This window comes from Metaclostridioides mangenotii, assembly GCF_017873185.1.
Classification (GTDB): Bacteria; Bacillota; Clostridia; order Peptostreptococcales; family Peptostreptococcaceae; genus Metaclostridioides; species Metaclostridioides mangenotii.
Window position 1 is genome coordinate 37172 of record NZ_JAGGJX010000003.1, and the last position, 24463, is coordinate 61634.

General features: G+C 33.5%; 37 protein-coding genes, 2 tRNA genes and 1 pseudogene. 38 read left to right on the forward strand and 2 right to left on the reverse strand.

What is annotated here, in order from left to right; genetic code table 11:
• The first annotated feature begins 13 nt into the window (after nt 1–13).
• The 9 genes from J2Z43_RS08650 (at nt 14) to J2Z43_RS08690 (ending at nt 4184) form a co-directional block, all read left to right on the forward strand.
• Entirely contained in the window at nt 14–1018 is a 1005-nt protein-coding gene (locus J2Z43_RS08650) for a DnaD domain protein (RefSeq protein WP_209456825.1), read from the forward strand.
• Nucleotides 1019–1051: 33 nt separating this feature from the next.
• On the forward strand, nt 1052–1318 hold the full coding sequence (locus J2Z43_RS08655; protein WP_209456826.1) for a hypothetical protein: 267 nt from the start codon (nt 1052–1054) through the stop codon (nt 1316–1318).
• 10 nt (nt 1319–1328) lie between these two features.
• Nucleotides 1329–1553 carry a hypothetical protein gene (locus J2Z43_RS08660; RefSeq protein ID WP_209456827.1) on the forward strand — a complete coding sequence of 75 codons (225 nt, stop codon included), beginning with the start codon at nt 1329–1331 and terminating at the stop codon, nt 1551–1553.
• A gap of 134 nt (nt 1554–1687) precedes the next feature.
• Nucleotides 1688–1909 (forward strand): hypothetical protein, encoded by a 222-nt coding sequence (locus J2Z43_RS08665; protein WP_209456828.1) that lies wholly within the window; start codon nt 1688–1690, stop codon nt 1907–1909.
• A complete protein-coding gene (locus J2Z43_RS08670; protein WP_209456829.1) occupies nt 1902–2105 on the forward strand; it encodes a hypothetical protein in 204 nt (67 codons plus the stop codon). Before J2Z43_RS08665 ends, J2Z43_RS08670 begins: the two co-directional genes overlap by 8 nt.
• 3 nt (nt 2106–2108) lie before the next feature.
• Nucleotides 2109–3104 (forward strand): nucleoid-associated protein, encoded by a 996-nt coding sequence (locus tag J2Z43_RS08675; protein ID WP_209456830.1) that lies wholly within the window; start codon nt 2109–2111, stop codon nt 3102–3104.
• An 8-nt stretch (nt 3105–3112) separates the two neighbouring features.
• Nucleotides 3113–3310 (forward strand): hypothetical protein, encoded by a 198-nt coding sequence (locus J2Z43_RS08680; protein WP_209456831.1) that lies wholly within the window; start codon nt 3113–3115, stop codon nt 3308–3310.
• Nucleotides 3264–3662, forward strand: coding sequence for a RusA family crossover junction endodeoxyribonuclease (locus tag J2Z43_RS08685; RefSeq protein ID WP_209456832.1), 399 nt, complete (start codon nt 3264–3266; stop codon nt 3660–3662). The genes J2Z43_RS08680 and J2Z43_RS08685 overlap by 47 nt, the downstream gene beginning before the upstream one ends.
• 18 nt (nt 3663–3680) lie before the next feature.
• Nucleotides 3681–4184 carry an RNA polymerase sigma factor gene (locus tag J2Z43_RS08690; RefSeq protein ID WP_209456833.1) on the forward strand — a complete coding sequence of 168 codons (504 nt, stop codon included), beginning with the start codon at nt 3681–3683 and terminating at the stop codon, nt 4182–4184.
• Between the two features lie 42 nt (nt 4185–4226).
• Here the strand turns inward: J2Z43_RS08690 and J2Z43_RS08695 are convergent, their stop codons facing one another.
• Nucleotides 4227–4508: a hypothetical protein gene (locus J2Z43_RS08695; RefSeq protein WP_209456834.1), complete on the reverse strand. Its 282-nt coding sequence runs from the start codon at nt 4506–4508 to the stop codon at nt 4227–4229.
• A gap of 17 nt (nt 4509–4525) precedes the next feature.
• Entirely contained in the window at nt 4526–5242 is a 717-nt protein-coding gene (locus tag J2Z43_RS08700) for a hypothetical protein (protein WP_209456835.1), read from the reverse strand.
• Nucleotides 5243–5604: 362 nt separating this feature from the next.
• On the opposite strand from J2Z43_RS08700, the gene J2Z43_RS08705 reads away from it, so the two are divergent.
• The 29 genes and pseudogenes from J2Z43_RS08705 (at nt 5605) to J2Z43_RS08845 (ending at nt 24461) form a co-directional block, all read left to right on the forward strand.
• Nucleotides 5605–5679: transfer RNA gene (locus tag J2Z43_RS08705), tRNA-Asn, on the forward strand.
• A 4-nt stretch (nt 5680–5683) separates the two neighbouring features.
• Nucleotides 5684–5759, forward strand: a tRNA-OTHER gene (locus J2Z43_RS08710).
• A 362-nt stretch (nt 5760–6121) separates the two neighbouring features.
• Nucleotides 6122–6337, forward strand: a complete 216-nt coding sequence (locus J2Z43_RS08715) for a hypothetical protein (protein WP_209456836.1) — start codon at nt 6122–6124, stop codon at nt 6335–6337.
• Nucleotides 6338–6355: 18 nt separating this feature from the next.
• On the forward strand, nt 6356–6577 hold the full coding sequence (locus J2Z43_RS08720) for a hypothetical protein (RefSeq protein ID WP_209456837.1): 222 nt from the start codon (nt 6356–6358) through the stop codon (nt 6575–6577).
• Nucleotides 6570–6707, forward strand: a complete 138-nt coding sequence (locus J2Z43_RS08725) for a hypothetical protein (RefSeq protein WP_209456838.1) — start codon at nt 6570–6572, stop codon at nt 6705–6707. The genes J2Z43_RS08720 and J2Z43_RS08725 overlap by 8 nt, the downstream gene beginning before the upstream one ends.
• 12 nt (nt 6708–6719) lie before the next feature.
• A complete protein-coding gene (locus J2Z43_RS08730; protein ID WP_209456839.1) occupies nt 6720–7187 on the forward strand; it encodes a terminase small subunit in 468 nt (155 codons plus the stop codon).
• Nucleotides 7177–8424 carry a PBSX family phage terminase large subunit gene (locus J2Z43_RS08735; protein WP_330617489.1) on the forward strand — a complete coding sequence of 416 codons (1248 nt, stop codon included), beginning with the start codon at nt 7177–7179 and terminating at the stop codon, nt 8422–8424. The genes J2Z43_RS08730 and J2Z43_RS08735 overlap by 11 nt, the downstream gene beginning before the upstream one ends.
• Nucleotides 8425–8438: 14 nt before the next feature.
• A complete protein-coding gene (locus J2Z43_RS08740) occupies nt 8439–9908 on the forward strand; it encodes a phage portal protein (RefSeq protein WP_209456840.1) in 1470 nt (489 codons plus the stop codon).
• On the forward strand, nt 9909–10964 hold the full coding sequence (locus tag J2Z43_RS15160) for a minor capsid protein (RefSeq protein ID WP_209456841.1): 1056 nt from the start codon (nt 9909–9911) through the stop codon (nt 10962–10964).
• 11 nt (nt 10965–10975) lie between these two features.
• The gene (locus tag J2Z43_RS08750) at nt 10976–11176 is read left to right on the forward strand and encodes a hypothetical protein (protein WP_209456842.1); all 201 of its coding nucleotides are present in this window, start codon (nt 10976–10978) and stop codon (nt 11174–11176) included.
• 172 nt (nt 11177–11348) lie between these two features.
• Nucleotides 11349–11942, forward strand: coding sequence for a phage scaffolding protein (locus tag J2Z43_RS08755; RefSeq protein WP_209456843.1), 594 nt, complete (start codon nt 11349–11351; stop codon nt 11940–11942).
• A gap of 15 nt (nt 11943–11957) precedes the next feature.
• Nucleotides 11958–12911 carry a major capsid protein gene (locus tag J2Z43_RS08760; protein ID WP_209456844.1) on the forward strand — a complete coding sequence of 318 codons (954 nt, stop codon included), beginning with the start codon at nt 11958–11960 and terminating at the stop codon, nt 12909–12911.
• 11 nt (nt 12912–12922) lie between these two features.
• Complete coding sequence (locus J2Z43_RS08765) at nt 12923–13201, forward strand: hypothetical protein (protein ID WP_209456845.1); 279 nt, start codon at nt 12923–12925, stop codon at nt 13199–13201.
• Between the two features lie 10 nt (nt 13202–13211).
• Nucleotides 13212–13601, forward strand: a complete 390-nt coding sequence (locus J2Z43_RS08770) for a hypothetical protein (RefSeq protein WP_209456846.1) — start codon at nt 13212–13214, stop codon at nt 13599–13601.
• On the forward strand, nt 13595–13963 hold the full coding sequence (locus J2Z43_RS08775) for a hypothetical protein (RefSeq protein WP_209456847.1): 369 nt from the start codon (nt 13595–13597) through the stop codon (nt 13961–13963). The genes J2Z43_RS08770 and J2Z43_RS08775 overlap by 7 nt, the downstream gene beginning before the upstream one ends.
• A gap of 2 nt (nt 13964–13965) precedes the next feature.
• On the forward strand, nt 13966–14433 hold the full coding sequence (locus J2Z43_RS08780) for an HK97 gp10 family phage protein (RefSeq protein ID WP_209456848.1): 468 nt from the start codon (nt 13966–13968) through the stop codon (nt 14431–14433).
• Entirely contained in the window at nt 14430–14603 is a 174-nt protein-coding gene (locus J2Z43_RS08785; RefSeq protein WP_209456849.1) for a phage tail terminator family protein, read from the forward strand. The genes J2Z43_RS08780 and J2Z43_RS08785 overlap by 4 nt, the downstream gene beginning before the upstream one ends.
• Before the next feature lie 11 nt (nt 14604–14614).
• Nucleotides 14615–14860: pseudogene (locus tag J2Z43_RS08790) on the forward strand (phage tail terminator family protein); the annotation flags it as partial.
• 4 nt (nt 14861–14864) lie between these two features.
• On the forward strand, nt 14865–15056 hold the full coding sequence (locus J2Z43_RS08795; protein WP_209456851.1) for a hypothetical protein: 192 nt from the start codon (nt 14865–14867) through the stop codon (nt 15054–15056).
• Complete coding sequence (locus tag J2Z43_RS08800) at nt 15056–16363, forward strand: phage tail sheath subtilisin-like domain-containing protein (protein ID WP_209456852.1); 1308 nt, start codon at nt 15056–15058, stop codon at nt 16361–16363. Before J2Z43_RS08795 ends, J2Z43_RS08800 begins: the two co-directional genes overlap by 1 nt.
• 18 nt (nt 16364–16381) lie before the next feature.
• A complete protein-coding gene (locus tag J2Z43_RS08805; protein WP_209456853.1) occupies nt 16382–16861 on the forward strand; it encodes a phage tail tube protein in 480 nt (159 codons plus the stop codon).
• 81 nt (nt 16862–16942) lie between these two features.
• Nucleotides 16943–17368 (forward strand): phage tail assembly chaperone, encoded by a 426-nt coding sequence (locus tag J2Z43_RS08810; protein WP_209456854.1) that lies wholly within the window; start codon nt 16943–16945, stop codon nt 17366–17368.
• A 247-nt stretch (nt 17369–17615) separates the two neighbouring features.
• Nucleotides 17616–18185: a zinc ribbon domain-containing protein gene (locus J2Z43_RS08815; protein ID WP_209456855.1), complete on the forward strand. Its 570-nt coding sequence runs from the start codon at nt 17616–17618 to the stop codon at nt 18183–18185.
• A 44-nt stretch (nt 18186–18229) separates the two neighbouring features.
• A complete protein-coding gene (locus tag J2Z43_RS08820; protein ID WP_209456856.1) occupies nt 18230–18709 on the forward strand; it encodes a hypothetical protein in 480 nt (159 codons plus the stop codon).
• 74 nt (nt 18710–18783) lie between these two features.
• Nucleotides 18784–21081: a tape measure protein gene (locus J2Z43_RS08825; RefSeq protein WP_209456857.1), complete on the forward strand. Its 2298-nt coding sequence runs from the start codon at nt 18784–18786 to the stop codon at nt 21079–21081.
• A gap of 11 nt (nt 21082–21092) precedes the next feature.
• On the forward strand, nt 21093–21791 hold the full coding sequence (locus J2Z43_RS08830) for a LysM peptidoglycan-binding domain-containing protein (RefSeq protein WP_209456858.1): 699 nt from the start codon (nt 21093–21095) through the stop codon (nt 21789–21791).
• Complete coding sequence (locus J2Z43_RS08835; RefSeq protein ID WP_234926268.1) at nt 21784–23754, forward strand: XkdQ/YqbQ family protein; 1971 nt, start codon at nt 21784–21786, stop codon at nt 23752–23754. The genes J2Z43_RS08830 and J2Z43_RS08835 overlap by 8 nt, the downstream gene beginning before the upstream one ends.
• 10 nt (nt 23755–23764) lie before the next feature.
• On the forward strand, nt 23765–24028 hold the full coding sequence (locus J2Z43_RS08840) for a DUF2577 domain-containing protein (RefSeq protein WP_209456859.1): 264 nt from the start codon (nt 23765–23767) through the stop codon (nt 24026–24028).
• Nucleotides 24029–24032: 4 nt separating this feature from the next.
• Nucleotides 24033–24461 (forward strand): DUF2634 domain-containing protein, encoded by a 429-nt coding sequence (locus J2Z43_RS08845; RefSeq protein WP_209456860.1) that lies wholly within the window; start codon nt 24033–24035, stop codon nt 24459–24461.
• The last annotated feature ends 2 nt before the right edge of the window (nt 24462–24463 follow it).

Below are 24463 nucleotides of genomic sequence, written 5' to 3' on the forward strand. Positions count from 1 at the left end.
GTAGGTGGTGGGATTGAGCGAGAAGACAGAAGTAAAGATCGAAAACAATAGCATATTAAGCAATGGATATGGCTTAATCCCACAGATGGTGGCAAGAGATAAGACCATATCCATAGGAGCTAAAGGATTATATTCTTACTTGTCTAGCATGGCAGGAGCAAATGGGACTTGCTATCCATCAAGAGACATAATTACTCATGAGCTTAGTATAGGTAAAAATACATTTACAAAATATTTAAATGAATTAAAGGATAGAGGATATATAAAAGTATCACAAAGAAGAGCTGGCAAAGGCAAAATGTATAACAACATTTACGAGATTGTATTTGATAAGAATTATATAAGCGATATGTGGATAACTGAACCGTGTACCCAAAACAGTGACACGGGTAATATAGGAGAAATACCTCCGTGTCCCCAAATTAGTGACACGGTTGATAAGATTGAAAACGCTATAGTTGAACCGTGTACCAAAAAAGAGGACACGGAAGAATCATTGGAATTTCAACATTCGACACCGTGTCCCTATTTACCGTACACCGTTAATGAGGACAGTAATAGTAACAGTATTAATATTAATAGTAAGTATGTATATGAACAGGAAAATAAAAAAGAGGATAATCCCATAACAGAATTTAAGAAACTATATGAACAAAATATCGGAGTTGTATATCCAATAAAAGCACAATGGCTTATAGAACTGTCACAAGAGATAGATATACATTTATTTAAAAGAGCAATAGAGATTTGCGCTGAAAATGAAAAAATGAGTAATTCATATTTGAATGGAATCCTCAGAAAGTGGCGAGATAAAAATATTACTACATATGAACAATTAAAAACCTATGAGCTAGGTGTTAGAAATAAGCAAGAATCTACGGGGAAAAAAACAACTAAAGAATCAAGTTATAGACCTAAGAAAACTAAGTTTCACAATTTTAATGAATCGTTTACACAATATTCAGAGGCTGAACTGGACGAGATTATCAGAAAGAGCCAAAGAGAAAAGTTTAAATAGGAGGGGGACAACCCCTCTAGAAAGGGAGAGAATATGCAAACTAAAACAATTATAAACGTTAAGCAAATTGAAGATAGAACACCTATAGGAGAAGGCAGTAAAGTAAGAGTTGTTCATCCAAGTGTTGGTGGATTTGATGCTATGGTTGTTCGTATTGAAGGGGAGTATTTTTTAGTAAAAATGGATGATGCAAAATACTTGCAGATCACATCCAATAGTTTATATGTTAACGGAACTACAAGCAGTGGAGCTGTTATTACAACAGTTTATAAAAAATGTGAAATAAACTTGGAAGGATAAAGGTGATTACATGTTAAGAAGAGATAGAAACACTTGCTATAAGATAGTACAGCAGATTCTAATAGAACTAAGGAGAGACGGATACTTAAGCGAGTTAGAGCTTGCAGATTACATAGATACGATATTTAAAGCTGAATATTCTAATAGAAATAATACAGATGAAATGAAAGCGTTAGTGAGTAGGGAAGTTTTGAAGGATCATGAATATAAGGCTTATTTGGAGGGATGTATATGAAAGTAAAACTTGAGATGTACAAGCCCTTATAAATAAAGCAGGTCATGTAATAGATAAAGCGGATCGATTGATAGATGAAGCAGATAACATTCTTGAAGCGTTAATTAAGGCTGAGAGAGATTTGGAGGGTGAATATGAGTAAATTTAAAGTTGGAGATACTGTATGTTTTGGAGATGATGGAGTTAAAAGAACTGGTAGGATTGTTAGGATAATAGGTCTATTTAGAAAAGAATATTTAATTGAGCATGAAGGTATATCTTTAATTTATTTGTTTGATAGAAGAGAAAAAGATATTTATAAACCTCTTGAGACGATAAAAGAGCCTATAAATGGAAATGAGGTGCAAAATGATTAATTATACAATTGAAATACCGCTAACAGGATATGTCTCTATTGAAGTTACTGCAAATAATGAAAAAGAGGCGATTAATAAAGCATTTGAGAGTGCAACTCTTGAAGAGATAGTGGAATGGGAATTACACGAATATGTAACACAAGGCAATTGCTCGCGTGCTTTAAAAAATGAAATTGAGGTATTTAAGGAGGATTAAAAAATGATTATACATAAATTTATAGTACATGTATTAGATAAAAATAGTGATGTACCAATACTAAATGACTTTGAAGGAAAGATTACACAAGAGGTGGACGGATTCTTTCAGAAAGTAATTAAGAGAGTTAGTAAGGATGATGATGTAAGAAAGGCAGTATTTAAAGATTATCACGATAATATAATTAAAAATTGTTGTGAACAGATTATATACAACGAAGATACGTTTTTAGATAACTCTAAGGAGATAGCATCATATTTATTTGAAATAATGAAGGTTAATTCAGAATTGGAATCGTGTGACTTGGCTATATGCTTATACACTAACAAGGATGAAAAGAATGTTGCTATATTAAAACTGGATTATAAAAAGATTTATAACCACTCAATAGAATTTGTAGATGAAAAGTTTAATATAAATTTTAAATCTAATGAAGTTGGAGTTGTCGAAACACAAAAGCCTAAGCAATGTGCTTTGATAGGGGTTAGTGGTATTAATGACGATTACCATCTTAAAGTGTTGGACAAGATCTCAGAAAAAGAGGGAACTGAAACTAAATTCACATCACAATTTCTGAATATTGAAAAAATACTTGATGATAAATATATGACTAAGACGTTTAAGGCAAGTGCTGATAATTGGATTACTAATGTGATTACTGATGTGAAAGAGGCTGAGAACGTAAGAAGTGAGTTAAATTATGTACTTAAGGAAAATGATGAAATAGATATTAAAGATTTTGCAGATAGTTTTTTACAAGAGGATAAAAAAGAAAGTTTTATAGAATTAATGGAAGAGAAGGAAATAGAAAGTTTTTACATAGATAAAGATTGGGTTAATAAGAAAGTTAAAAAGAGAAAAATCAAGACGGACAACGGATTTAGTATAGATGCAAATATAACGGATTTTGAAGATCCTATGAAGTACAGCATTAGAAAAAATGAGAATGGAACATTTGATATTGTTGTTAAAAATGTTTGTTTCTATGAAGAAAAGTAGGTGATGGTATGGATTATTTAGAGCTACTAGCAAAACTAAAACTATTATTTGGATATTTGTTGCCACTGATAATAATAGCTGTAACATTTATTTTATGGGCGATATCAACAACAATTATAAAGATTATAGAAATAAGAAAAAGGAAGAATGAGATAAAGAATGAAAGTGATTTTTACAATAGAAGGGGAGCCTCAAGGAAAAGGTAGACCAAGATTCGGAAAACACTCAGTCCGTACGCCTGAAAAGACTAAAGCATATGAAAATCTAATTAAATATACATACAAAACCAAAGCAAAGCATTTCTTTGAGGGATATGTGAATATGACAATTAATTGTTATTACGCTATAGCTAAAAGTAATACTAAGAAAGTGAAAGAACAGAAGTTAGATAATATATTAAGACCGGACAAGAAACCGGATATAGACAATGTTTTAAAGGTATTTGGTGATGCATTAAATGGAATAGCATATAAAGATGATGCTCAAGTTATTAGAACTACTTGTGAAAAATATTATAGTGATAATCCTAGGGTTGAGGTTGTTTTAGAAGATTTATAGAAATATAGGGGTGATGTTATGGCTAACGATTTAGAAAAAGATTGTATAAAGTTTACAGAAAGATTGCTAAAAGGATATAGGGAATTAAAACTACATTTGGAAGAATTAAAAAGGCTTAAAGAAACTTTAAAGTGTGATTATACAACACAAGCTATTACATATGACAAAGAAAAAGTATCTCCAACTAATAAAATATCCAAAGAAGTTGAGGAAGAAGTTATAAGGACCTTAAGCAAGATAGAGGAATTGGAAAAAGAGATTGAAGAGGAAAATAGTTTAATAGCTAAAATTGAAAGAGCTATAAATAATTTAAAACCTATACATAAAGAGATAATAGAATATAAGTACATAGATGGTTTAAGTTGGGATGAAATAATTGAAAAGACTAAAAATACTACTTATAGTGAAAGATCATTGAAATATAAAAGAAGTGAAGCTGTAAAAAGTATAGCCATAAGATTATTTGGAAGTAAGGTTTTTAAGGAAGATGAACCTAGTTTGTTTGAATTAATTAAAGAATAAAAGGATATAGAGTAGAATAATTCTACTCTATATTAGTAAAAACTATTTATTATTTTTCTCTCGTACAAATATATATATGGATACTATCAATAAAATTATAGCAATTATTCCAGGAGAAAAAGTTGCTAATTTTGTTAATGGAGGAAGGTAATCTAACCAACTATCTAATAAAGTTGCATATACGGTATTAGGTTCTGCTAGTATAAATATTAATTTACTTAATAAAAAAGTAACTGATTGTATTAATAGTGAAATAATACTTAATACTAGAAAATATAACGATATAAATTTACTTTCCTTTTCGTTTAAATTTATTTTATTCATATTTTACCTCTCAGTGTTTACAAATTTTTACTACTAAAATCCCAATTGTCAAATACTTTTACAGTTGCAGTTGCAGTTTTTCCAGTAAAAGTTCCTTTAGCATAGTATCTTTGTACAACTTGATAAGTTTTGTATCTAGGTCTAAAAATTATCATTTTTCTTTTGCCTTTAGGAATTGAAATAGAATATGATGCAGCGTATGTATCAGATTTTCCAATTGTCACTCCTAAACTTTTTCCAATAGAAACCGATCCTATTGGAAAAGAACCTGAAATAGTATTAGTATAAGATAAGTTAGCAATACTTCCTTTATTAATACCTATTGTAGCTGGACCAGAGCCGCTAGGTCCGTTTCTCCATGGGCCATAATTTGTGGAAACAAGCTTTTTAGAGTGAATTTTCCAACCTAAACTAGTAGCTGATCTTGCTAAAGAATTTGCAGAATTTACATCTGGGTATAATGTGTCGTCTTTAGATAAATCTACTTTTGGAATTTCATTTTCTAAATAATCTATATTTAATAATTCTTTTAGATACTCAGGTTTTTCTTCTTTTAATTTATTATATAGATCTACATTATCTCTCACTTCATCTGCTGTATATTCCGTATCTTCTATGTATATATTTTCTGACTCTGTTGTTTCTACTGCGTACGCAGTTGAGGCAATAGGAATAGTTAACATAACAAATGCCATTGTAGTAACTAATATTTTATTAATTCTTTTGTTTTTCATTTAAACACCATCCTTATTTATATTTACTCAAATTGTAATATATTAAATATATTAATTCAATAAATTTGACATAACTGGTCGTTTTAAGGGTAAAACTGGGAATGATTATCGTTATAATTGAATATTAAAAAAATTTTAAATTGCATTTTTATTGCCTGTTTCATTAAGAAATACATGAGATAATTGTATTGTGGAAAAATATTTCACGACATACAATTTCATAACTGGCTAGGCTTCGTTAAATGGATTGTCTAGCCAGTACATGCAAGTAGTGGATCCCGTAGGCTCGATTCCTACGACTTGCACCTCCTTATGATTTTATTATAGATAGGTGGGTGAGACTGGTGATCTCGCCCTAACGTGGAGAAGTAGCTCAGAGGTAGAGCAATTGACTGTTAATCAGTAGGTCGTAGGTTCGATTCCTATCTTCTCCTCCATTATCACCTTGTAGCTCAGATGGATAGAGCAACCGCCTTTATGTGGTAAGTCGTAGGTTCGATTCCTACTAAGGTGGCCAACTTAAAATGTAGCTTAGTATAGGTAGCTCCTGTAGCTAAGAAAAACATGCTAGTGGGGTTTTAGCCTACTATTTACCCCTGTAGCTGTGTAGAATTTAACAGCATAAACAATAAATCTCTTAGTAGACAACAAACTCACTAAGGTATTAAAGAAGTTTGTAAAGAATGGGTGCCAATAAAACCACTCAAGAACAATGGAGTGAGCCAAGTCCTGCTGACGAGTAGGGCGTTTACATGTGAAGTGTAGTATTAATCTATGTGCAACTCATAGACTTCGCTTAACAATGTATTTTAGCAAATACAACTCCCATTAGACTTAGATTAATTTCTAGGTCTTATTTTTTTATAAGGAGAAATTGATATGAAGGAAAATATTAAAGGATTTTGGTATTTGTGTTGGCTTGTAATTTGCATAGAAGTGTTTTTAGGAGGAATGAAAGAGGCGGTACATCTCCTTGCTATTGAAAAATATTTAGCAAGCGGAGGAACAGCAGTTATAACAGGAATATGTTTTTGGGGTGGTGGACATGTTTATGGATTAGCGAGAGAACATATTCAAAAGGAAAATAAAAATTAATATAAAGGAGTAATGATTATGGAAATGAAAGATATATTTGCAATTATCAAAACTTTAATATTAATATCTATAATTATTTTTATAGCTATATGTTGTGGTTATATTGGTTGTGCAGCTAAAGTAGCTTTTAAACTGGGATACTATAATTCTGCATTATACAATGCTTTTGGGTCATACGCTTGTGCTTATTTAATAGTAAGGGTAGTTAGAACTATAAATAGAGGTAAGGAAGATGACTAAAAAGAAAGTTTGGGTTGATGCTGGACTTATTGGTATGACAATAGATTTACCTAACGAGGAACTGAGAACGATAAATAAGGATATGAGGAAGATACCTAAGAGTCCTAAGGTAAGTAGAAAAGATAAATAAGGAGGTGGCGTTGTGAAATTAACACCTAAACAAAGGGCGTTCTGTGATTATTATATATCTACAGGCAACGCCACAGAAGCAGCAATTAAGGCGAAATATAGTAAGAATACAGCGGCAGTAATAGGAACTGAAAACCTAAGAAAACCTAATATAAAAAAATACATAGATGAAAAGCTAGAAGAGATATCCTCTAACCGAATTGCTGATGCCGAGGAAATAATGGAGTATCTAACTAAAGTTTTAAGAAAAGAAGAGGTTGAACCTGTTATCTCACAAGAACAAAAGCCTGTAATTGGTGAAGATGGAAAGAAAAGAGGATATGAGACGGTAACTAAAGTAATAGATGTAGCTCCAAGTATAAAAGACAGAAATAAAGCAGCTGAACAATTAGGAAAAAGATATAGGCTTTGGACTGATAAAGTAGAAGTTGAGGGAGCTATCCCTATTGTTATTGCAGGTGATGACGAACTTGAAGATTAAGAAAATATATTTGCCTGAACTTATAGGTAAAGGGTATAAAGATTACTGGAACTTTAAAGGTCGTTACAGAGTCTGTAAGGGGTCTAGGGCATCTAAGAAATCTAAGACTACAGCTTTATACTATATAACCAAACTGATGAAGCACCCAGAGGCAAACTTGCTAGTTGTTCGTAAGGTCTTTGGCACACTTAGGGATAGTTGCTACAAAGAATTAAAGTGGGCAATTAACAGACTCGGTGTAGATGCCTTTTGGGATAGCACAAGTAGTCCGCTAGAGATAACATATTTACCTACTGGACAAAAGATTTACTTTAGAGGATTTGATGATCCATTAAAGATAACTTCAATAACAGTTGAGGTTGGCTGTCTGTGTTGGTGTTGGCTTGAAGAATGCTACGAGATAATGGATGAAGATGCTTTTAATATGCTTGATGAATCTATAAGAGGGGAAGTACCTGAAGATTTATTTAAACAGTTAACGCTTACTTTTAACCCGTGGAATGAACATCACTGGATAAAGGGGCGTTTTTTTGATGCAGAGAATGATCCAGATATAATGGCTAAGACAACTAATTACCTTTGTAACGAGTTTCTAGATGATGCAGATAAAAAGGTATTCGAAAGGATGAAAAAAGATAATCCGAGGCGTTATCAAGTCGCAGGACTTGGTAATTGGGGTATAGTTGATGGTCTTGTTTATGAGAACTGGGAAGAAAGATTGTTTGATATAGATAAAATAAGACAGAAGGTTGGAATTAAATCAGCTTTCGGGATGGACATCGGATATACAAATGATGCATCTACGCTATTTTGTGGCTTGGTTGATGAGAAAAATAAAGAAATATATGTATTTGATGAAATGTATCAGAAGGGCATGTCTAATCAAAGAATCAAAGATGAAGTTACTAAGATGGGTTATGCAAAAGAAAAGATCACGGCAGACTCAGCTTCACCAAAGGATATAGATCATCTTAGAGAGTTAGGGCTTAGGAATATCAGAGGCGCTAGAAAAGGCAAGGACAGTATAAATAACGGCATCCAGTACATACAGGATTACAAAATTATAATACATCCTAAGTGTGTAAACTTCATAACAGAAATTAGTACATATACTTGGGATAAAGATAAATTCGGCAAGAAGATTAACAAGCCAATTGATGATTACAACCATCTAATGGATGCTATGAGATATGCGCTAGAGAGCTTCATCAAGGGCGATGTATTCAGTTTTAAATAAGGTAGGTGATACATATGTTTAGATTCATACGAAAGGGGGTTGCTAAGCTGAATAGTGTACTAAATAAACCACAAGAACAGTCACCAAGTAATATAAAGTTCTTGGAATATGAAATAAATCAATGGAAGCGCTCAAACGCTCGTAAGATGCAAATTATCGGGGAAGAATATTACGATGATATGCACGATATCTTAAAAAGAAAAAGGACTGCTATAGGTGAAGACGGCGAGCTAATAGAAGTAGAAAATTTACCGAATAATAAGGTAATGGACAATCAGTACAGTAAGCTTGTAGATCAAAAGGTTAATTACTTGTTTGGTAAGCCATTTACTTATGAGACAGAGAGTGAAACATATACAAAATTACTAAAGGTTGTATTTAATAAGAAGTTTCTAAGGATGTTTAAGAATCTAGCTGAGGACTCCTTAAATGGTGGTTTGGGTTGGCTGCATCCATATTACAATGACAATAGTGAATTAAGTTTTAAGCGGTTTGAAGCTAGAGAGATACTCCCTTTTTGGAAGGACTCAGAACATACAGAGCTAGACTTTGCAATTAGACTTTATGAGACAGACATATTTGAAGGTAGCGGAAAACAAATTGTTGAAAAGGTAGAAGTATATTCAACAGGTGGTATTGATAGATATATTTTAAAGAATAACTGTTTAATACCGGATTATGAAAATCCTCGTTCATCACATCTTACTATAGAAGAAAATGAGAAATTGCAAGAGGTTAACTGGGAAAGAGTTCCACTCATTGCTTTTAAATACAATAACAATGAGACACCGCTTATCAAGCGAGTTAAATCACTTCAAGATGGAATTAATATAATGTTATCTGATTTTGAGAATAACATGCAGGAGGATTCCAGAAACACTATTATGGTTGTTGTGAATTATGACGGAGAGGATTTAGGAGAGTTTAGACAAAACTTATCAACCTATGGAGCAGTTAAAATAAAGACCGTAGACGGAGCAGCAGGAGATGTAAAAACATTAGAGGTTAAAGTAAATGCAGAAAACTACAAAGCTATATTAGAACTTTTCAAGAAAGCTATTGTAGAGAATGGTAGAGGGTACGATGCTAAGAGTGACAGAATGCAGAACAACCCTAATCAAATGAATATACAAAGTATGTATTCTGACATAGATCTAGATGCTAACGGAATGGAAACAGAATTCCAAGCTTCGTTTGAGGATTTGCTTTGGTTTATTGATGTTCACCTTGCTAATACTGGCGAAGATGATTTTTTCAATGAAGAGGTAAACATTATATTTAATAGGGATATGTTAATAAACGAACCCGAGTCGATTGATAATTGTCAGAAGTCAATGGGAATCATATCTTCTGAGACTATTACATCTGAACATCCATGGGTAAAAGATGTTGCAAATGAACTTAAGAGAATAAAAGCTGAAAAGAAACAGGCACTTAAAGATTATATGAACGAAGATTTCCCCGATGATACTGGTGGTGGTTAGGTGGCGAATAAGAAAGTTAAAGTTAAAAAAAGAAATAGGGAATACTGGAATTACCGATTTACATATCTCGAAGAAGTTCAACACAGGAAGTCAAAAGCTCATAAGTACAAAGTAGAACAGCAATACATTAAAGCCATGAGAGATATCGAGAAACAAATATCTAACTGGTACATGAGATTTGCAGTAAACAATGAGATAAGTTATGACGAAGCTAAGTTATTGCTTAACACTAAAGAACTCAAAGAGCTTCAATGGGATGTAAAAGAATATATCAAGTATGGTAAAGAGAATAAGGTCAATCAAAAGTGGATTAGGGAGCTTGAGAATGCTTCAGCAAAAGCACATATAACAAGACTAGATGCACTTAAATTGCAGATACAGAATCAAATTGAAGTATTGTTTTCAGAGCAGTATTACAGTGCCAATTCACTAATGAAAGATGCTTATACTAGCAATTACTACCATACAGCGTATGAAATGGCTAAGGGGTTAGGAGTTGCAACACAAATAGCTGCTTTAGACATTAATAAAATAAACAAAGTACTAAGTAAACCTTGGACAGCGGATGGCTTGGACTTTAGTCGTAGGATCTGGGGAAAGTATAGAGGGGAACTTTTATATTACTTAGAAAATGACTTTGTTAACAGTATGATCCAAGGGAAAGATCCTAAGAAACTTATTAGTGAATTAGCTAGTAAGTTTGATGTACCAAAAAGAAATGCTGGTAACTTGATAATGACTGAATCCGCTTTCTTTTCGTCTGTTGCAAGGCGAGATTGTTTCGATGATCTGGGAGTAGAAAAGTACGAGATTATTGCAACTTTAGACTTTAAGACTAGCGAAAAGTGCAAGGGAATGGACACGAAAGTATTCCTACTATCCGAATATAAGATATGGGTAACAGCTCCGCCATTCCATAACTTCTGTAGGACTACCACAGCTCCTTGGATAGAGGACTTAATGACTATGAGAGCAGCAAGGGGAAAAGACGGAAAAGTTTATTATGTACCAGGTAATATAAGTTATAAAGAGTGGTATAAAAAATACGTTAAATAGGAGAGGTTAATATGGAAAATAAAGATAATAGAATCGAATTGGACAGATGTTGGCGAAGAATTGAAGCTATTTCAAAATCAAGAGAGTTTACAGGGGAAGAATTAGACCGTAAGTATCCGGAAGTAAATAGCGAGGGTTCCAAGCAATTACAACAAGCATATGAGAAATTTAATAGTTCTTTTGATGACCTGTTAAAAGGCAGAACACATTAGCGAAGAAATTGAAGAAATACTTCATATTTATATTTAAATGAATAATGCACCTAAAGGGTGCTATTTTTATGAAATAATCTCGTCATTTTGGTATTTTGGACGCAAACTATAAAGACAAATATACGCAGACTGAACTGTGATAAAAAATGTTTTTGAAAGGTGGTAAAAAAGAATGACTAAGAAAGAACTGATAGAGCTTGGATTAAGCGAGGAAGATGCTAAGAAGGTTGAAGAAGCTTCTTTAAATGAATTAAAGAGTTTTATACCTAAGAACAGATTTGACGAGGTAAATGCGTCAAAGAAACAGTTAGAAACAGATATAGCTGAAAGGGATAAGCAGTTAGAAACATTAAAGAAGGCTGGAAATGTAGACGATTTGAAACAACAAATAGAAAGTTTACAGCTAGAGAACACAGCTAACAAAGAAAAATATGAGTCTGAGATGTCTCAAGTAAAGTTAGATAATGTAATAGAGAATAGCTTAATAACATCAAAGGCAAGAAATACAAAGGCTGTTAAGGCTTTATTAAACATGGACAATATAAAGCTTGATGGTGACAATATAATCGGCTTAGAAGACCAATTAAAGCAGCTTAAAGAAGACGAAAATAGCAAGTTTATGTTTGATCTAGATACAAAACAGGACAAAGCTAATTTTAAAGGTGTTAATCCTGCAGAAGGCAGAACAGGAAATACAGAACCCGATAGACCTTTAACACTTACAGAAGCAATTAAAGCAAGATTAGAAGGAAATAATAACGAATAGAGAGGATGATATTTAATGGCAGTAACATTATTGGAAGCACAAAAAAACGTACAAGATGATTTACAAATGGGAGTTATAGACGAATTTAGAAAATCGAATTTTTTATTTAACAACCTAACTTTTGATGATTGCGTATCTCCAACAGGTGGAGGGGCTACATTAACATACGGATATACAAGATTAATTACACAACCTACTGCAAACTTTAGAGAGGTGAATAAAGAATATACACCTGCAGAGGTTACAAAACAAAGATATACAACTGATTTGAAAGTATTTGGGGGATCATTCCAAATAGACAGAATAATAGCTAATATGGGTGGAATTATAAGCGAAGTAGATTTACAAATGACTCAAAAAATTAAAGCCGCATCAGCATTATTTAATGACACAGTAATTAATGGGGATAGTGCAGTTGATGCTAAAGCTTTTGATGGATTAGAAAAGGCTCTAGCTGGAAGCTCAACAGAATATAAACCCGGTGTAATAGATTTATCCACTTCAAGTGCTGTAACAGCTAATTACACAACGTTTTTAGATGAATTAGACGAGTTCTTAATGGGATTAGATGGAGCGCCATCTTTCATAGGTGGAAACACTAAATTAATAGCCAAGATAAGAGCATGCGCAAGAAGGGCAGGTATGTATCAAGTGACTAAAAATGATATAGGTCAACAAATTGAGTCATACGGTAATATACCTCTAGTAAATTTTGGAGCTAAATCCGGATCAAATGAGGATGTAGTTAAAACAGATGCAGAAACAGGAGAGACATCTATATATGTAGCTAGACTTGGTTTAGATGGTTTCCACGCTATATCAATGGCAGGACAAGCACCAGTTAACACATGGCTGCCTGATTATAAAACATCTGGAGCAGTAAAAACAGGTGAGGTCGAAATGGTTGCAGCGGTGGCATTAAAAGCTACAAAAGCAGCCGGTGTAATGAGAAATATTAAAGTTAAATAAGGGGTGATTATATGGCTAAAGTACTTGCACCAAACAAGCAATACACTGGACTATCTGCTAGCGTAGGCTTTGTTAATGGAGTTGGAGAGACAGAGGATAAAGATTTATTGAAATGGTTTAAAGCTCATGGATATGAGATCGAAGAAATCGAAGAGCAAAAAGAACCAGAAGCGGAGCAAGATAAAGAACTAGAGAAAGAAAAAGAAGAAGAAAACGAGCCTGAGCCAAATGTTGAGGTTGAAGACAAGCCAAAAGGAAAAGATAAAGGCAAAGGCAAGAATAAAGAGTAGGTGATTATTCATGTCTAGCATAATGGAAGATATAAAAAATAGGCTTAAGTTCCTTGGATATAAATTAATTGATACAGATAGCCTTACAATAAAATTTGTAATAGACAAAGTAGAAAATAAAATAAAGAATGAATGTAATATAACTGAAATTCCTGACGGACTATATCAAGTAGAAATTGATAGGATTTGTGGGGAATTTTTATTTGCAAAGAAACAATCAGGACAACTTACCGAATATGATTTTGATTTGATAGAAAAGCAGATACAAGATGGCGATACCACTGTTACATATGCAATTGAAGCAGGACAAACACCAGAGCAGAGATTTGACAAACTGGTTAAAAATCTTATGGAGTCTGGCAAAGGTGAATTTGCTAGTTTCAGGAGGTTGAAATGGTAGATATAAGTAAAGCAAGGAAATCTATTGAAAAGATGTACTTTGATACTTGTAATATATATGAGTACTTGCCTTACAAAGATCCAGTAACAAAGCAAACTAAGCATAACTGGGATATAGTTCACGAAAATATACCATGCAAGTTATCTTTCAAAACTATTACATCTACTACAATTGACGATGGTGTAGGAAAGATTGGGCAAGCTGCAAAGTTATCTATAAACCCGGATATAGTCATAAAAGCAGGATCTAAAATAGTTGTAACTAGAGATAATAAAGCCTTATCGTTTAAAAATAGTGGTCAACCAGCGTTACATCGCAATCATCAAGAGATAGTTTTAGAACTATTTGAGAAATGGAGTTAACTATGGCTAAATGGGGAAGTGCTGATTTTAAAAAGTTGAAAAGGGTTAATGATAACTTAAAGAAATTGCAAAGCCAAGATATTGAAGCGTTTTGTAGAGAGTGTTCAAGAGAGCTTACTGCTAGATTATTAGGAAAAGTAATTAGACGTACACCAGTTGGTCAATATCCTGCAAGTTCCGGTAAAGTTGGCGGAACATTAAGGCGAGGGTGGACTCATGGAACAGGAATGAATGCTAAAGCATTTGCTTATGCCTTGCCTGTTGTAAAAAAAGGGGATATGTATGAGATAACTATAATTAACCCAACAGAATATGCGAGTTATGTTAATTTCGGACACAGGAAAAGAGGTGGCAAAGGTTGGGTAGAAGGAAGATTTATGCTAACAATATCTGAGAATGAGATAGAAGCTCAAGCACCTAAATTATTAGAAAAGAAATTAATGGAATATTTAAGGAAGTGCTTCGAATGATAAATAGATTGATAGATGGTATTTCGATAAGGTTAAATGAATTGTTCGGTGATGATTACGACATATACACTGAAGCAGTAAAGCAGGGCTTTAAAGAGCCTTGCTTTTTTATTAAGTCATTAGATCCTAGTAAAACGCAGTATCCTAATAAACAAAGCCTTAGAGAGTAGAGTATTTATTTGATGTTATGTACTTTCCGGGTAGCGAAGATACAAACAGCGAGATAAATAGCGTTACAGAGGATTTATTTGAGGGGTTAGAGGTAATAGAGTTACTTAATGGAGAATTAAATCGTGGATCTAGTATGCACGCTGAAACTGTAGATGATAAATTACATTTCTTTGTTAATTACAATGTACTTGTGAGAAAAGTAGAGCAATACGAAGAGTTGGGAGATTTAGAGCTTCGAATAAATATAAAGAGGTGATTGGATGGCTAAAAAAGCAGAATTAGAGAAAAAAGATACTGTAGGGATTGCTAGATTTAGCAAAGAGCAGTTAATTAATTCTGAGAAATATGCGGCTAAAAGAGATTTATTAACTGCGTTATTAGATGCAGATAAAGAGTATTCCTTTTTAGAAGTAGATAAAGAAATAGATAAATTTGAAAAGAAGGTGATGTAATGGCTTTAGGAGGCGGTGTATTTGTAAAACAAGATAAAGTATTGCCGGGTACTTATATAACCACTATAAGTGCAAGTAGAGCGCCCTCTATGTTATCCGAAAGAGGAGTTGCGGCTATGCCAATTCTCCTTGACTGGGGAGTAGAAGGCGAAATTATAGAAGTTAATATCGAGAAGGTTGAAAAAGATTCCTTAAAACTGTTTGGATATGATTTAGCACATGAAAAACTAAAGGGATTAAGGGATTTATTTAGAAACATTAAAACCGCTTATCTATATAGACTTAATGCAGGAGAAAAGGCTAAAAATACTATGTCTACAGCTAAATATTCAGGAGTTAGGGGAAATGACATAAAGATAGTTGTATCGCAGAACGTAGATGATATAACAAAGTTTGAAGTAAAGACTTTTATTGATACTACAAAAGTAGATACGCAGTTAGTTAAAGATGTAGCAGAGCTTAAGGATAATGATTTTGTAGTTTGGAATAGAGAAGTAGCATTGGAACTGACAGCGGGTATGCCTTTAACTGGTGGGGCTAGTGGAGATACAACTGGAGTTGAATATCAAGATTTCTTAAAGAAAATTGATACATACGCTTTTAATATATTAGGAACTACATCTACAGAAAAGACAGTGCAAGACTTATTTATTGCATTTACTAAGCGAATGCGCGATGAGGAAGGTGTTAAATTCCAAACTGTACTTTACAGACGAGAAGATGCTAACTACGAAGGCATTATATCTGTAGAAAATAAAGTCCTAGATAAAAACTGGGAAGAATCTTCGTTAGTATATTGGCTTGCAGGTAAGTCAGCAGGGTGTGAAATTAATGATTCAGCTTTAAACAAGACTTATGACGGAGAGTTTACAATTGATGTAAGTTATAACCAAGACGAACTAAAGGATGCTTTATTGTCAGGCAAATTTATATTTCATAGAGAAAGTAATGAAGTCAAAACACTAAAAGATATAAATACCTTAACGACTTTTACAGAAATTAAAAATGACAGCTTTAGTTATAACCAAACAATTAGAGTATTAGATCAGGAAGCTATTGACGCATCAAAGATATACAATGCAAAGTATATCGGATCTAGAGGGAAACTAAGTTCTCTGGTAATAGCTTACTGGAATGATCTTGTAGATTTAAATAAAGAGTACGATAGACTAGATGCTATAGAAAACTTCAACGCTCAAGATATTGTGGTGTTAGAAGGAGAAGATAAAAGGAGTATGGTATCTACAATGGCTATTCAGCCAGTCAATGCTCCAGAAAAATTATACATGACGATAGTAGTAAATTAATAAAAGAGAGGTGATTAGATGGCACTTGCAGCAAAACAAATAATAGTGCAAGATATGCTTGCAGGTTCGCAAGGTGAATGCTATGTAGACATAGAGGGAAATAGATATCATTTTGCAAGTATAATAAATTTACAATTTAATTTTGAAAAAACAAAAGTAAAAAAGAGAGTATTGGGTAGAACTGGTGCTGTTAACAAGTCAACTGGTTGGGAAGGTGCAGCCGAAGGAACAATTTATTACAATACATCCGTTCTTAGAATGTTAATGTACAGATACAAAGAAACAGGAGAAGATATTTACTTTACGACAACTGTTTCAAACGAAGATACAACATCTAGGCGAGGCAGACAAACTTTTATTGCGAAGGATTGCAACACAGACGGAGGAATATTAGCAATGTTAGATGTAGATGCAGAGGTTTTGGAGGAGGATATTTCAATGACGTTCGATGATTTTGAATATCCGGAGCAATTTGACATATCAGATAACGTAATATAAGCACTCTATTTCTTAGATAAATAAGGGTGCTTTTTTTATGCAAAAATATAATTAATTTAAAAATAAGGGAGAATATAAAATATGGATTTAACAACGTTTTTAAGTCAAAATGCAATAAAATTAGAAGGTGTGAAATATGCACCATCGATAAGATATAAGGACAAAGATGGAAAACCTATAGAATGGGAATTAAAGGCTATTGATTCAGGACAAGATTCTGCTATAAGAAAGTCTTGTACAAAGGAGCTTCCAGTTCCCGGCAAAAAGGGGCAATTTAGACCTACAGTAGACCAAGAAAGGTATCAAGCAGAATTATGCATAGCTTGTGTAGCTGACCCGAATTTTCACGATAAAGAACTACAAGATAGCGTTGGAGTAATGGGAGCGGTAGAAGCACTTAATAAAATACTATTACCTGGTGAATATGTAGACCTTCTAATGGAAGTAAACAAGCTACTTGGATATGATGTAAGTTTTGAAGAGAAAGTTGAACAGGCAAAAAACTAATAAAAGAAGGAGATTTTGATTCGAATATATCACATTATCTCCTTCAAGAAAAAGGTATATTTCCAACTGATTTTCTTAAAAGAGATGTTAATGAAAGAGCATTTGTTGTAGGATCGATACAGTTAAAACTTGAAGCAGAAAAGAAAGAAGCTAAAAAAGCAAAGGCAAAAAAGAGATAATTCGACAATATATCTCCTGTATTTGTTGTATAATATTGGTATATAACAATTTATAGGGAGGTTATATTATGGCCAATTTTTGCTCTAACTGTGGGATTAATGCAGAGGGAAGTTTCTGTTCTAACTGTGGGACTAAACTAGATTCAAATAAAGATACCATTGATATCGAAAATATTGAGGAAGAAATTGATATAAATGACTATGACTTAAAAGGTGTAGATATACATAAGATAATGGAAGAAACGAGCTATATAAAAGCATCTAGTGTAAGGAGACTTTGGGAGAAAACTGGAATTGATAAGGATATATGCAAAAAAATTCTAGAGAAACCATATGGAGAATATTATTCAAATAATCCAGAAGTGGCAGAAAGACATAAGAATAGAGAAAATCTCGGAAAGACTGTTTCTATGAAAGAACAGTTAAACAAAGAAAAAAAAGACAATATAAAATGCCCCAAGTGTGGTTCGACGTCTTTCTCAGCTGATAAAAAAGGCTTTGGAATTGGCAAGGCGGTAATTGGAGCTTCAATTGCAGGCGGAATAGGTTTAACAGCTGGGAATATAGGTGCTAAGAAAGTAAGGATCACTTGTTTATCGTGTGGTAACCAATTTTGGGCAGGATCAAATAAGAAATAAACATTAACTGTTCAATAAAATAAAAAATCATGGAGGAGTATGTAATGGGGAGAAAGAAAGCATATTTAATTATTGTTATTTCTTTAGTTCTATTTTCGCTAGTTGGTTGTGATTCAAACTCAGCAAGTACTGACTCAAAACCTCAGAAACAAGAAGAAATAAAAAAAGATAACAGCAACGAAAAAGAAGTTGATAAAAGTAATATAGAGGAAAAAACATCAGAAGATAATGCTAAGAGTTCAAAACAGGATAAAGAGACTCCCGATAGAAAAGAAGGCATGTCGGATGATGAATACTTAAAGTACTTAAAAGAAATAGCTGAAAATACAAGTGAAATAGCTGAAAATACAAGAAAAAAACCTAAGAAGATATATAAGGAAGAAAATGTAGTATACTACAATGACATCTCAGGAGATAAAGAGAACGAAGGAAGAGACACATCAGAGAAAATAAATGTAAATACTAATAATAATAACAAAGATGATATGGATTTAGATGGCGTGGCTAATGATTTAAATAATTAATAGGAATATAATAAAAGCATTTACAGTTTTGTAGGTGCTTTTATTATGTATTTTTTTAGGAAAGGAGGGACTCTATGGCTAGCATTCAAACGGCTATACAACTGCATGACGGGATGTCACCTGCGCTAAGATCTATAACAAATTCCATGAATATAGTTATAAGTTCATTTGAACAAATGCAAAGGGCATCATCTAATCCTATTGATATAAATAATATTTCATCTGCTAGAGCAGAATTAAACAATGCTGAAACACAGCTTAGACAAGTAGAGCAACAGATAAATAATTCTAGAAATTCACAAGATAGATTCAACAATACTGTTAGAAATGGATCAAGCGGATTTGACACGCTCATCGGAAAGGCTAAACAACTATTTGGAGTATATGCTTTAATGAGAGGAATCAACTTTGTAAGTGGTCTATCCGATCAAATTACTAATACTCACGCTCGATTAAATCTTATTAATGACGGTTTGCAGACAACTGACCAATTAAATAAAATGATATTCCAAAGCGCACAAAGATCTAGAGCCGCTTATGCAGATACAGCAAATATTGTCGCAAGAATAGGCATGAATGCTGGTGATGCATTTAGTAGTACAAGAGAAGTTGTTGCATTTGCAGAGCAATTAAATAAGAAGTTTGCAATTGCAGGTACAACTACAGCAGAAATGAACTCGGTTATGATTCAGTTAACACAGGCTTTAGGTTCTGGAGTACTTCGTGGAGACGAGTTAAATTCAGTGTTTGAAGCGGCGCCTAACATCATTAAATCTGTAGCGGATTATCTAGATGTGCCAATCGGGAAGATACGTGAGATGGCATCAGAAGGAATGTTGTCAGCAGATATTGTAAAAAATGCAATAATGGAATCAGCAAATGAAACAAATAAAATGTTTGAACAGATGCCTTATACATTTGCACAATTAGGTACGGCGGTAAAGAATCACGCATTTATGATATTTGGGCAGATCAATAAAAAAATTCAGGAAGTAATGACAAGTAACCATTTAAAAGTATTTGCAGAAGATTTTGTAGATGCAATGTATGTAATCGGGAATAGTGTAGCCACCGTTGCAAGTAGCTTTTTAAATATATTTAATAACCAAGGATTTCAACAATTTGCAACTATAGCTTTAACTACATTTACATTAATTGCGCAAGGTGTAGGCATAGTATTAACTGCTGTAAATAATCTTGTATCCTTTATTATGTCTGGATTTTCTATGCTGGCGCCTATATTAATTGGAGCAATTGCATTATGGACGGCTTATAGAATGGCTATACTCGCAGGAGTAGTAATTTCAGGTATACAAGCAACTGTAACAATGCTACAAACCTTATGGACAAACATATTAAATGGATCGCTTCTAACAAACATTATGATGACTATTGCCGCGAAGATAGCAACGGATGCTTTAAGCGGCTCGATGTTACTGCTTTTAACTACAATGGTTATGGTAGTTGCAGTAATATTACTTGTAGTAGTAGCTGTGTATGCGGGAATTGCTATTTTTAATTATTTCGCAGGAACTAGCATAAGTGCAACTGGTATAGTTGTAGCCGCTTTCTATGTAATGGGCGCTATTATTGCTAATATATTTATAGCGATGGCAAATAATGTGGTTAATGTGATAGGTATATTCTGGAACGGGTTCGCAACTGTAGCAGAATTCCTTGCGAACGTGTTTAATGATCCGATCGGTGCTATTTGTAGGCTATTTACACAATTAGGCAGCTATGTGTTAGACATTTTAAAAGGTATAGCTAGTGCAATAGACACGTTATTTGGGAGCAATCTAGAGTCGGCTTTAGGAGGATTTCAAAACAAACTACAAAAGTGGTCTAATGATAAATTCGGAGACAATAAAATAAAAGTTGAGAGGTTTGACGCTTCTAAATATAGTATAGATAGATTAGAATACGGGAAAGCAGCTAAAGCTGGATACAAAGTAGGGCAAGGGTTCGAAAATAACGTTAAGGGCATGTTTGATATAAATAAATGGGGAGACAAGGCTAGAGAAGATTTAGGATTGGGAGATTTATTTGATGATAAATACGGTCTTAACAACCTAAATAATGGTCTTGGCGGAGCTGGTAACCCGTTAACAGGCGGAAATAAAGCCGATAAAGAAACAGCCGCCAACACTGCAAAGATGGCTAAGACAATGGAAGCTACACAAGAGGATTTAAAGTATCTTAGAGACATTGCAGAACAAAATACAATAAATAATAGCACTGTAGAGGTTAAAGTGGATATAACTAATCACAATACAATCAATAGTGATCTAGACTTAGATGGTGTAGTGGAACACTTGAATTCTACAATAAAAGAACAGGTAGCTATTGGAGCAGAAGGATTATATATTTAGGAGGGGTGTAAATGGCATATGATTTTTATCTAGATGGGGAACTGATGCCAATTCCTCCTTCTAAAATGACTATGGCAATAAATAATAAAAATAAGACAATTGATTTGATAAATGGAATAGAAGTAAACATCTTGAAGCCGGCAGGTCTTACAGAAATAGATGTAAGTTTTAACATACCGCACAGACAATATCCGTTTGCAAAGTATTTAAATGGATTTAAAGATGCAAAGTACTTTTTAAAAAAATATGAGGATTTAAAATTAAGTCAAAAGCCTTTCCAGTTTATAGTCTCTAGAACGATGGATAATTCGTCAGAGGCTTTTTTTTATACCAATTATAAAGTTAGTTTAGAGGATTATAAAATAGAAGAGGATGCAGAAGACAACTCCGACATAACTATAATAGCTAAACTTAAGAACTATAGAGAATACGCAACAATAGTATATAAGCCTGCGAACAACAATAATAACGGAACTACGGTTGTAAAGCCGGAACAAGAGCGACCTGCAGGAGAGAATAAGCCTAGCGGTAAGACTTGTACAGTAAAATCAAATGATAACTTATACGACATATGTAAAGCACAATTAGGAAATGGGGCGCTTTATAAAAAAGTTTATGAACTAAATAAAGATATGATGGATAAGAGGAATGCAGGTAAAAATGTTCCTAAGTATACCATATATGCGGGGCAGGTGTTGAAACTTGAGTAATATATTAGAGGATGCAATAAACTCCGCGGATAAGCTTAATGATGCACTTAAAGCAAAGGTAAGGTACGACAATAGTTACAGACTGTTAATCGCAAAGTTTGAAAACTTTTATGAACCAATTACAGCAGATAGTATTGTATTAGACATGGAAAGAAAAGGGTCACCAAGTAAATTGACTTTTACAGTTATAAAAGATAGTATAATAGATTTTTGCGAGGGGAACTCTGTAAGACTCATGAAAGGCGATACATTGCTGTGGTATGGTCGTATATATCAAAAGAAAAGGGACAAGAATCAGCACATACAAGTAACTGCATATGATAGGCTCAGATCTTTTAAAAATAAAGATACATTAGTATATGAGAATAAAACTGCAAGCGAACTAGTAAAAATGATTGCTAAAATTTATGATTTTACTATGGGAACTATAGAAGATACAAAGTACAAAATAGCTTCTAAGGTCGAGGAGAACAAAGCATATTTAGATATGATCTACGGCGCGTTAGATGATACTATACAAAATAGCAAAGAAATGTTTGTATTGTACTGTGATCGATCCGAAATATGTTTGAAAAACATTAAGAATATGAAACTCGACTTGCTTATAAATAATGAGACAGCTGAGGATTTTGATTATAACTCTTCTATAGACGATCAAACATACACAAGGATTAAATTAGTAAGGGCAAACGAAGAGACAGGCATGAGGGATGTTTATATCGAAGAGGACAGCAATCATATAAAGAGTTGGGGACAATTACAATATTATGAAGAGATAGACAACACAGTAAATGCAGTAGAAAAGGCACAGATATTGCTTAAATTGTTCAATAAGAAGACAAAAACTTTAAAGATACAAGATGCTTTCGGAGATTTAAGAGTTAGACCGGGATGCACACTTCCAGTTCATTTAAATTTAGGCGATTTAGAACTTAAAAATTATATGATGGTTGAGAATATAAAACATAAATTTGAGAATAACCGACATACTATGGATTTCTTGCTTGTTGGAGGCGAATTTGTTAGCGGTCTAATATCTACAGGAACCAGTTCCGAAAGCAAAGGCGGCGGTAATGCAAGCAACATGTCACCGACAGGTACAGATTGGGGGCATGGAATCACAGCTAAAATGTTAGACAGTGTATTTAAAGGCGAACTATACGGAATGGGAGAAACATTCTTGAAACATTCTAATGCTTATAAAGTTAATCCTGCTCTAATGGCGGCTATATCGATTCACGAGACTGGTAACGGCACATCTTCACTTTGTAAGAATAGGAACAATTTCTTTGGAATGAAAGGGAAGACATATAGTAGTAGAGAGGAAGGAATAAAAGCTGGTATCTCTAACTTGTCTAGAAATTATATTTATATAGGTAAAAAGAGCTTAGAAGCTATAAGAAATAAATATGCTCCATTGAGCGACAGTTCTCTCAACAAACACTGGATCCCGGGAGTAAGCAAATACTATCAACAAATTGCAGGTAAAGCTTATAGTGTATCTTTAAGTGGTACGGGAGTAAAAGCGGATGCAGATGCTGTTTATACTAAACCAGCAACAACTAACTCAGGAGGTTTAAGTGACAAACAAAAGAAATTAGTTGCAGAAGCAGAAAAACATTTAGGAAAATCTTATAAATGGGGCGGAGAAGGTCCAAGTCATTTCGATTGTTCTGGTTATACAAAATGGATATACAAACATGCTTTAGGCATAACTATTCCAAGGAATTCGAGAGCGCAAGCAACTGCAAACAACGGAAGGTCTATAACTAGAAGTGCCTTGCAAGTGGGAGATTTAATATTCTTTGCTAAAACGGCAGGAGGTACATATATAACCCATGTTGGTATGTATATTGGAGAAAATAAGTATATACACTCACCACAAACAGGTGACGTAATAAAGAAAAGTAATTTAACTGGCACAATGGAGAAACGCTTTGTAAAAGGCATGAGGTTTATTTAAGGGGGATTATATGGACGAAAATGGAAAAATATATGACACGATCAAAGAAGCGGCATTGACGGCAGTTGAAGCTTCGAAACCTGTTGCCATCTGTTTTGGTAATATAACAAGTATTTCCCCTCTAACGATATTAGTTGAATTAAAGATGCCATTATCAATGGCTCAACTAATTCTAACTGAAACAGTGAGAAAAAAAGAGCTTAAAATAGGAGATAAAATGATATTAATTAGAATGCAAGGCGGACAAAAGTTTGTTGTAATAGATAGGATGTGATGATATGGATTATAACTTATTTGCGGATAATGGATATTTAGACGATCCGTTTGAGCAGATTCCAGATTTTAAGGTTATAGAATATCCAAGTAAAGCTTTTAAAATAGACTTTGAGAATAACTGTATTGTTGGATTTATAGATGAAAAAGAAGCTCTAAAACAATCTATATACATGATTCTTAATACCGAGAGATATAAAAATTTAATTTTTAGTTGGAATTATGGAGCTGAGATTAAAGATTTAATAGGCAAGCCTATTTCTTTTGTAATTCCTGAATTGGATCGAAGAATTACAGAGGCTCTAACGCAAGACGATAGAATACTAGATGTAGGTGGCTTTGAGTTTACTAAAGGGAGAAGGTCTTTGCATGTAAAGTTTACTGTATATAGTAAGTTTGGGGAAATGGAGATAGAGAAGGAGGTGCAAGCATAATA

What these genes read in the sequence shown, in the direction of transcription:
- J2Z43_RS08655 (WP_209456826.1), top strand. Translation starts at nt 1,052, where the DNA reads ATGCAAACTAAAACAATTATAAACGTTAAGCAAATTGAAGATAGAACA.
- J2Z43_RS08680 (WP_209456831.1), top strand. Translation starts at nt 3,113, where the DNA reads ATGGATTATTTAGAGCTACTAGCAAAACTAAAACTATTATTTGGATAT.
- J2Z43_RS08775 (WP_209456847.1), top strand. Translation starts at nt 13,595, where the DNA reads ATGGTAGATATAAGTAAAGCAAGGAAATCTATTGAAAAGATGTACTTT.
- J2Z43_RS08810 (WP_209456854.1), top strand. Translation starts at nt 16,943, where the DNA reads ATGGATTTAACAACGTTTTTAAGTCAAAATGCAATAAAATTAGAAGGT.
- J2Z43_RS08700 (WP_209456835.1), bottom strand. Translation starts at nt 5,242, where the DNA reads ATGAAAAACAAAAGAATTAATAAAATATTAGTTACTACAATGGCATTT.
- J2Z43_RS08845 (WP_209456860.1), top strand. Translation starts at nt 24,033, where the DNA reads ATGGATTATAACTTATTTGCGGATAATGGATATTTAGACGATCCGTTT.
- J2Z43_RS08805 (WP_209456853.1), top strand. Translation starts at nt 16,382, where the DNA reads ATGGCACTTGCAGCAAAACAAATAATAGTGCAAGATATGCTTGCAGGT.
- J2Z43_RS08720 (WP_209456837.1), top strand. Translation starts at nt 6,356, where the DNA reads ATGGAAATGAAAGATATATTTGCAATTATCAAAACTTTAATATTAATA.
- J2Z43_RS08690 (WP_209456833.1), top strand. Translation starts at nt 3,681, where the DNA reads ATGGCTAACGATTTAGAAAAAGATTGTATAAAGTTTACAGAAAGATTG.
- J2Z43_RS08755 (WP_209456843.1), top strand. Translation starts at nt 11,349, where the DNA reads ATGACTAAGAAAGAACTGATAGAGCTTGGATTAAGCGAGGAAGATGCT.
- J2Z43_RS08760 (WP_209456844.1), top strand. Translation starts at nt 11,958, where the DNA reads ATGGCAGTAACATTATTGGAAGCACAAAAAAACGTACAAGATGATTTA.
- J2Z43_RS08670 (WP_209456829.1), top strand. Translation starts at nt 1,902, where the DNA reads ATGATTAATTATACAATTGAAATACCGCTAACAGGATATGTCTCTATT.
- J2Z43_RS08780 (WP_209456848.1), top strand. Translation starts at nt 13,966, where the DNA reads ATGGCTAAATGGGGAAGTGCTGATTTTAAAAAGTTGAAAAGGGTTAAT.
- J2Z43_RS08770 (WP_209456846.1), top strand. Translation starts at nt 13,212, where the DNA reads ATGTCTAGCATAATGGAAGATATAAAAAATAGGCTTAAGTTCCTTGGA.
- J2Z43_RS08765 (WP_209456845.1), top strand. Translation starts at nt 12,923, where the DNA reads ATGGCTAAAGTACTTGCACCAAACAAGCAATACACTGGACTATCTGCT.
- J2Z43_RS08820 (WP_209456856.1), top strand. Translation starts at nt 18,230, where the DNA reads ATGGGGAGAAAGAAAGCATATTTAATTATTGTTATTTCTTTAGTTCTA.
- J2Z43_RS08750 (WP_209456842.1), top strand. Translation starts at nt 10,976, where the DNA reads ATGGAAAATAAAGATAATAGAATCGAATTGGACAGATGTTGGCGAAGA.
- J2Z43_RS08715 (WP_209456836.1), top strand. Translation starts at nt 6,122, where the DNA reads ATGAAGGAAAATATTAAAGGATTTTGGTATTTGTGTTGGCTTGTAATT.
- J2Z43_RS08675 (WP_209456830.1), top strand. Translation starts at nt 2,109, where the DNA reads ATGATTATACATAAATTTATAGTACATGTATTAGATAAAAATAGTGAT.
- J2Z43_RS08840 (WP_209456859.1), top strand. Translation starts at nt 23,765, where the DNA reads ATGGACGAAAATGGAAAAATATATGACACGATCAAAGAAGCGGCATTG.
- J2Z43_RS08685 (WP_209456832.1), top strand. Translation starts at nt 3,264, where the DNA reads ATGAAAGTGATTTTTACAATAGAAGGGGAGCCTCAAGGAAAAGGTAGA.
- J2Z43_RS08660 (WP_209456827.1), top strand. Translation starts at nt 1,329, where the DNA reads ATGTTAAGAAGAGATAGAAACACTTGCTATAAGATAGTACAGCAGATT.
- J2Z43_RS08825 (WP_209456857.1), top strand. Translation starts at nt 18,784, where the DNA reads ATGGCTAGCATTCAAACGGCTATACAACTGCATGACGGGATGTCACCT.
- J2Z43_RS08725 (WP_209456838.1), top strand. Translation starts at nt 6,570, where the DNA reads ATGACTAAAAAGAAAGTTTGGGTTGATGCTGGACTTATTGGTATGACA.
- J2Z43_RS08665 (WP_209456828.1), top strand. Translation starts at nt 1,688, where the DNA reads ATGAGTAAATTTAAAGTTGGAGATACTGTATGTTTTGGAGATGATGGA.
- J2Z43_RS08740 (WP_209456840.1), top strand. Translation starts at nt 8,439, where the DNA reads ATGTTTAGATTCATACGAAAGGGGGTTGCTAAGCTGAATAGTGTACTA.
- J2Z43_RS08695 (WP_209456834.1), bottom strand. Translation starts at nt 4,508, where the DNA reads ATGAATAAAATAAATTTAAACGAAAAGGAAAGTAAATTTATATCGTTA.
- J2Z43_RS08800 (WP_209456852.1), top strand. Translation starts at nt 15,056, where the DNA reads ATGGCTTTAGGAGGCGGTGTATTTGTAAAACAAGATAAAGTATTGCCG.
- J2Z43_RS08815 (WP_209456855.1), top strand. Translation starts at nt 17,616, where the DNA reads ATGGCCAATTTTTGCTCTAACTGTGGGATTAATGCAGAGGGAAGTTTC.
- J2Z43_RS08830 (WP_209456858.1), top strand. Translation starts at nt 21,093, where the DNA reads ATGGCATATGATTTTTATCTAGATGGGGAACTGATGCCAATTCCTCCT.
- J2Z43_RS08785 (WP_209456849.1), top strand. Translation starts at nt 14,430, where the DNA reads ATGATAAATAGATTGATAGATGGTATTTCGATAAGGTTAAATGAATTG.
- J2Z43_RS08795 (WP_209456851.1), top strand. Translation starts at nt 14,865, where the DNA reads ATGGCTAAAAAAGCAGAATTAGAGAAAAAAGATACTGTAGGGATTGCT.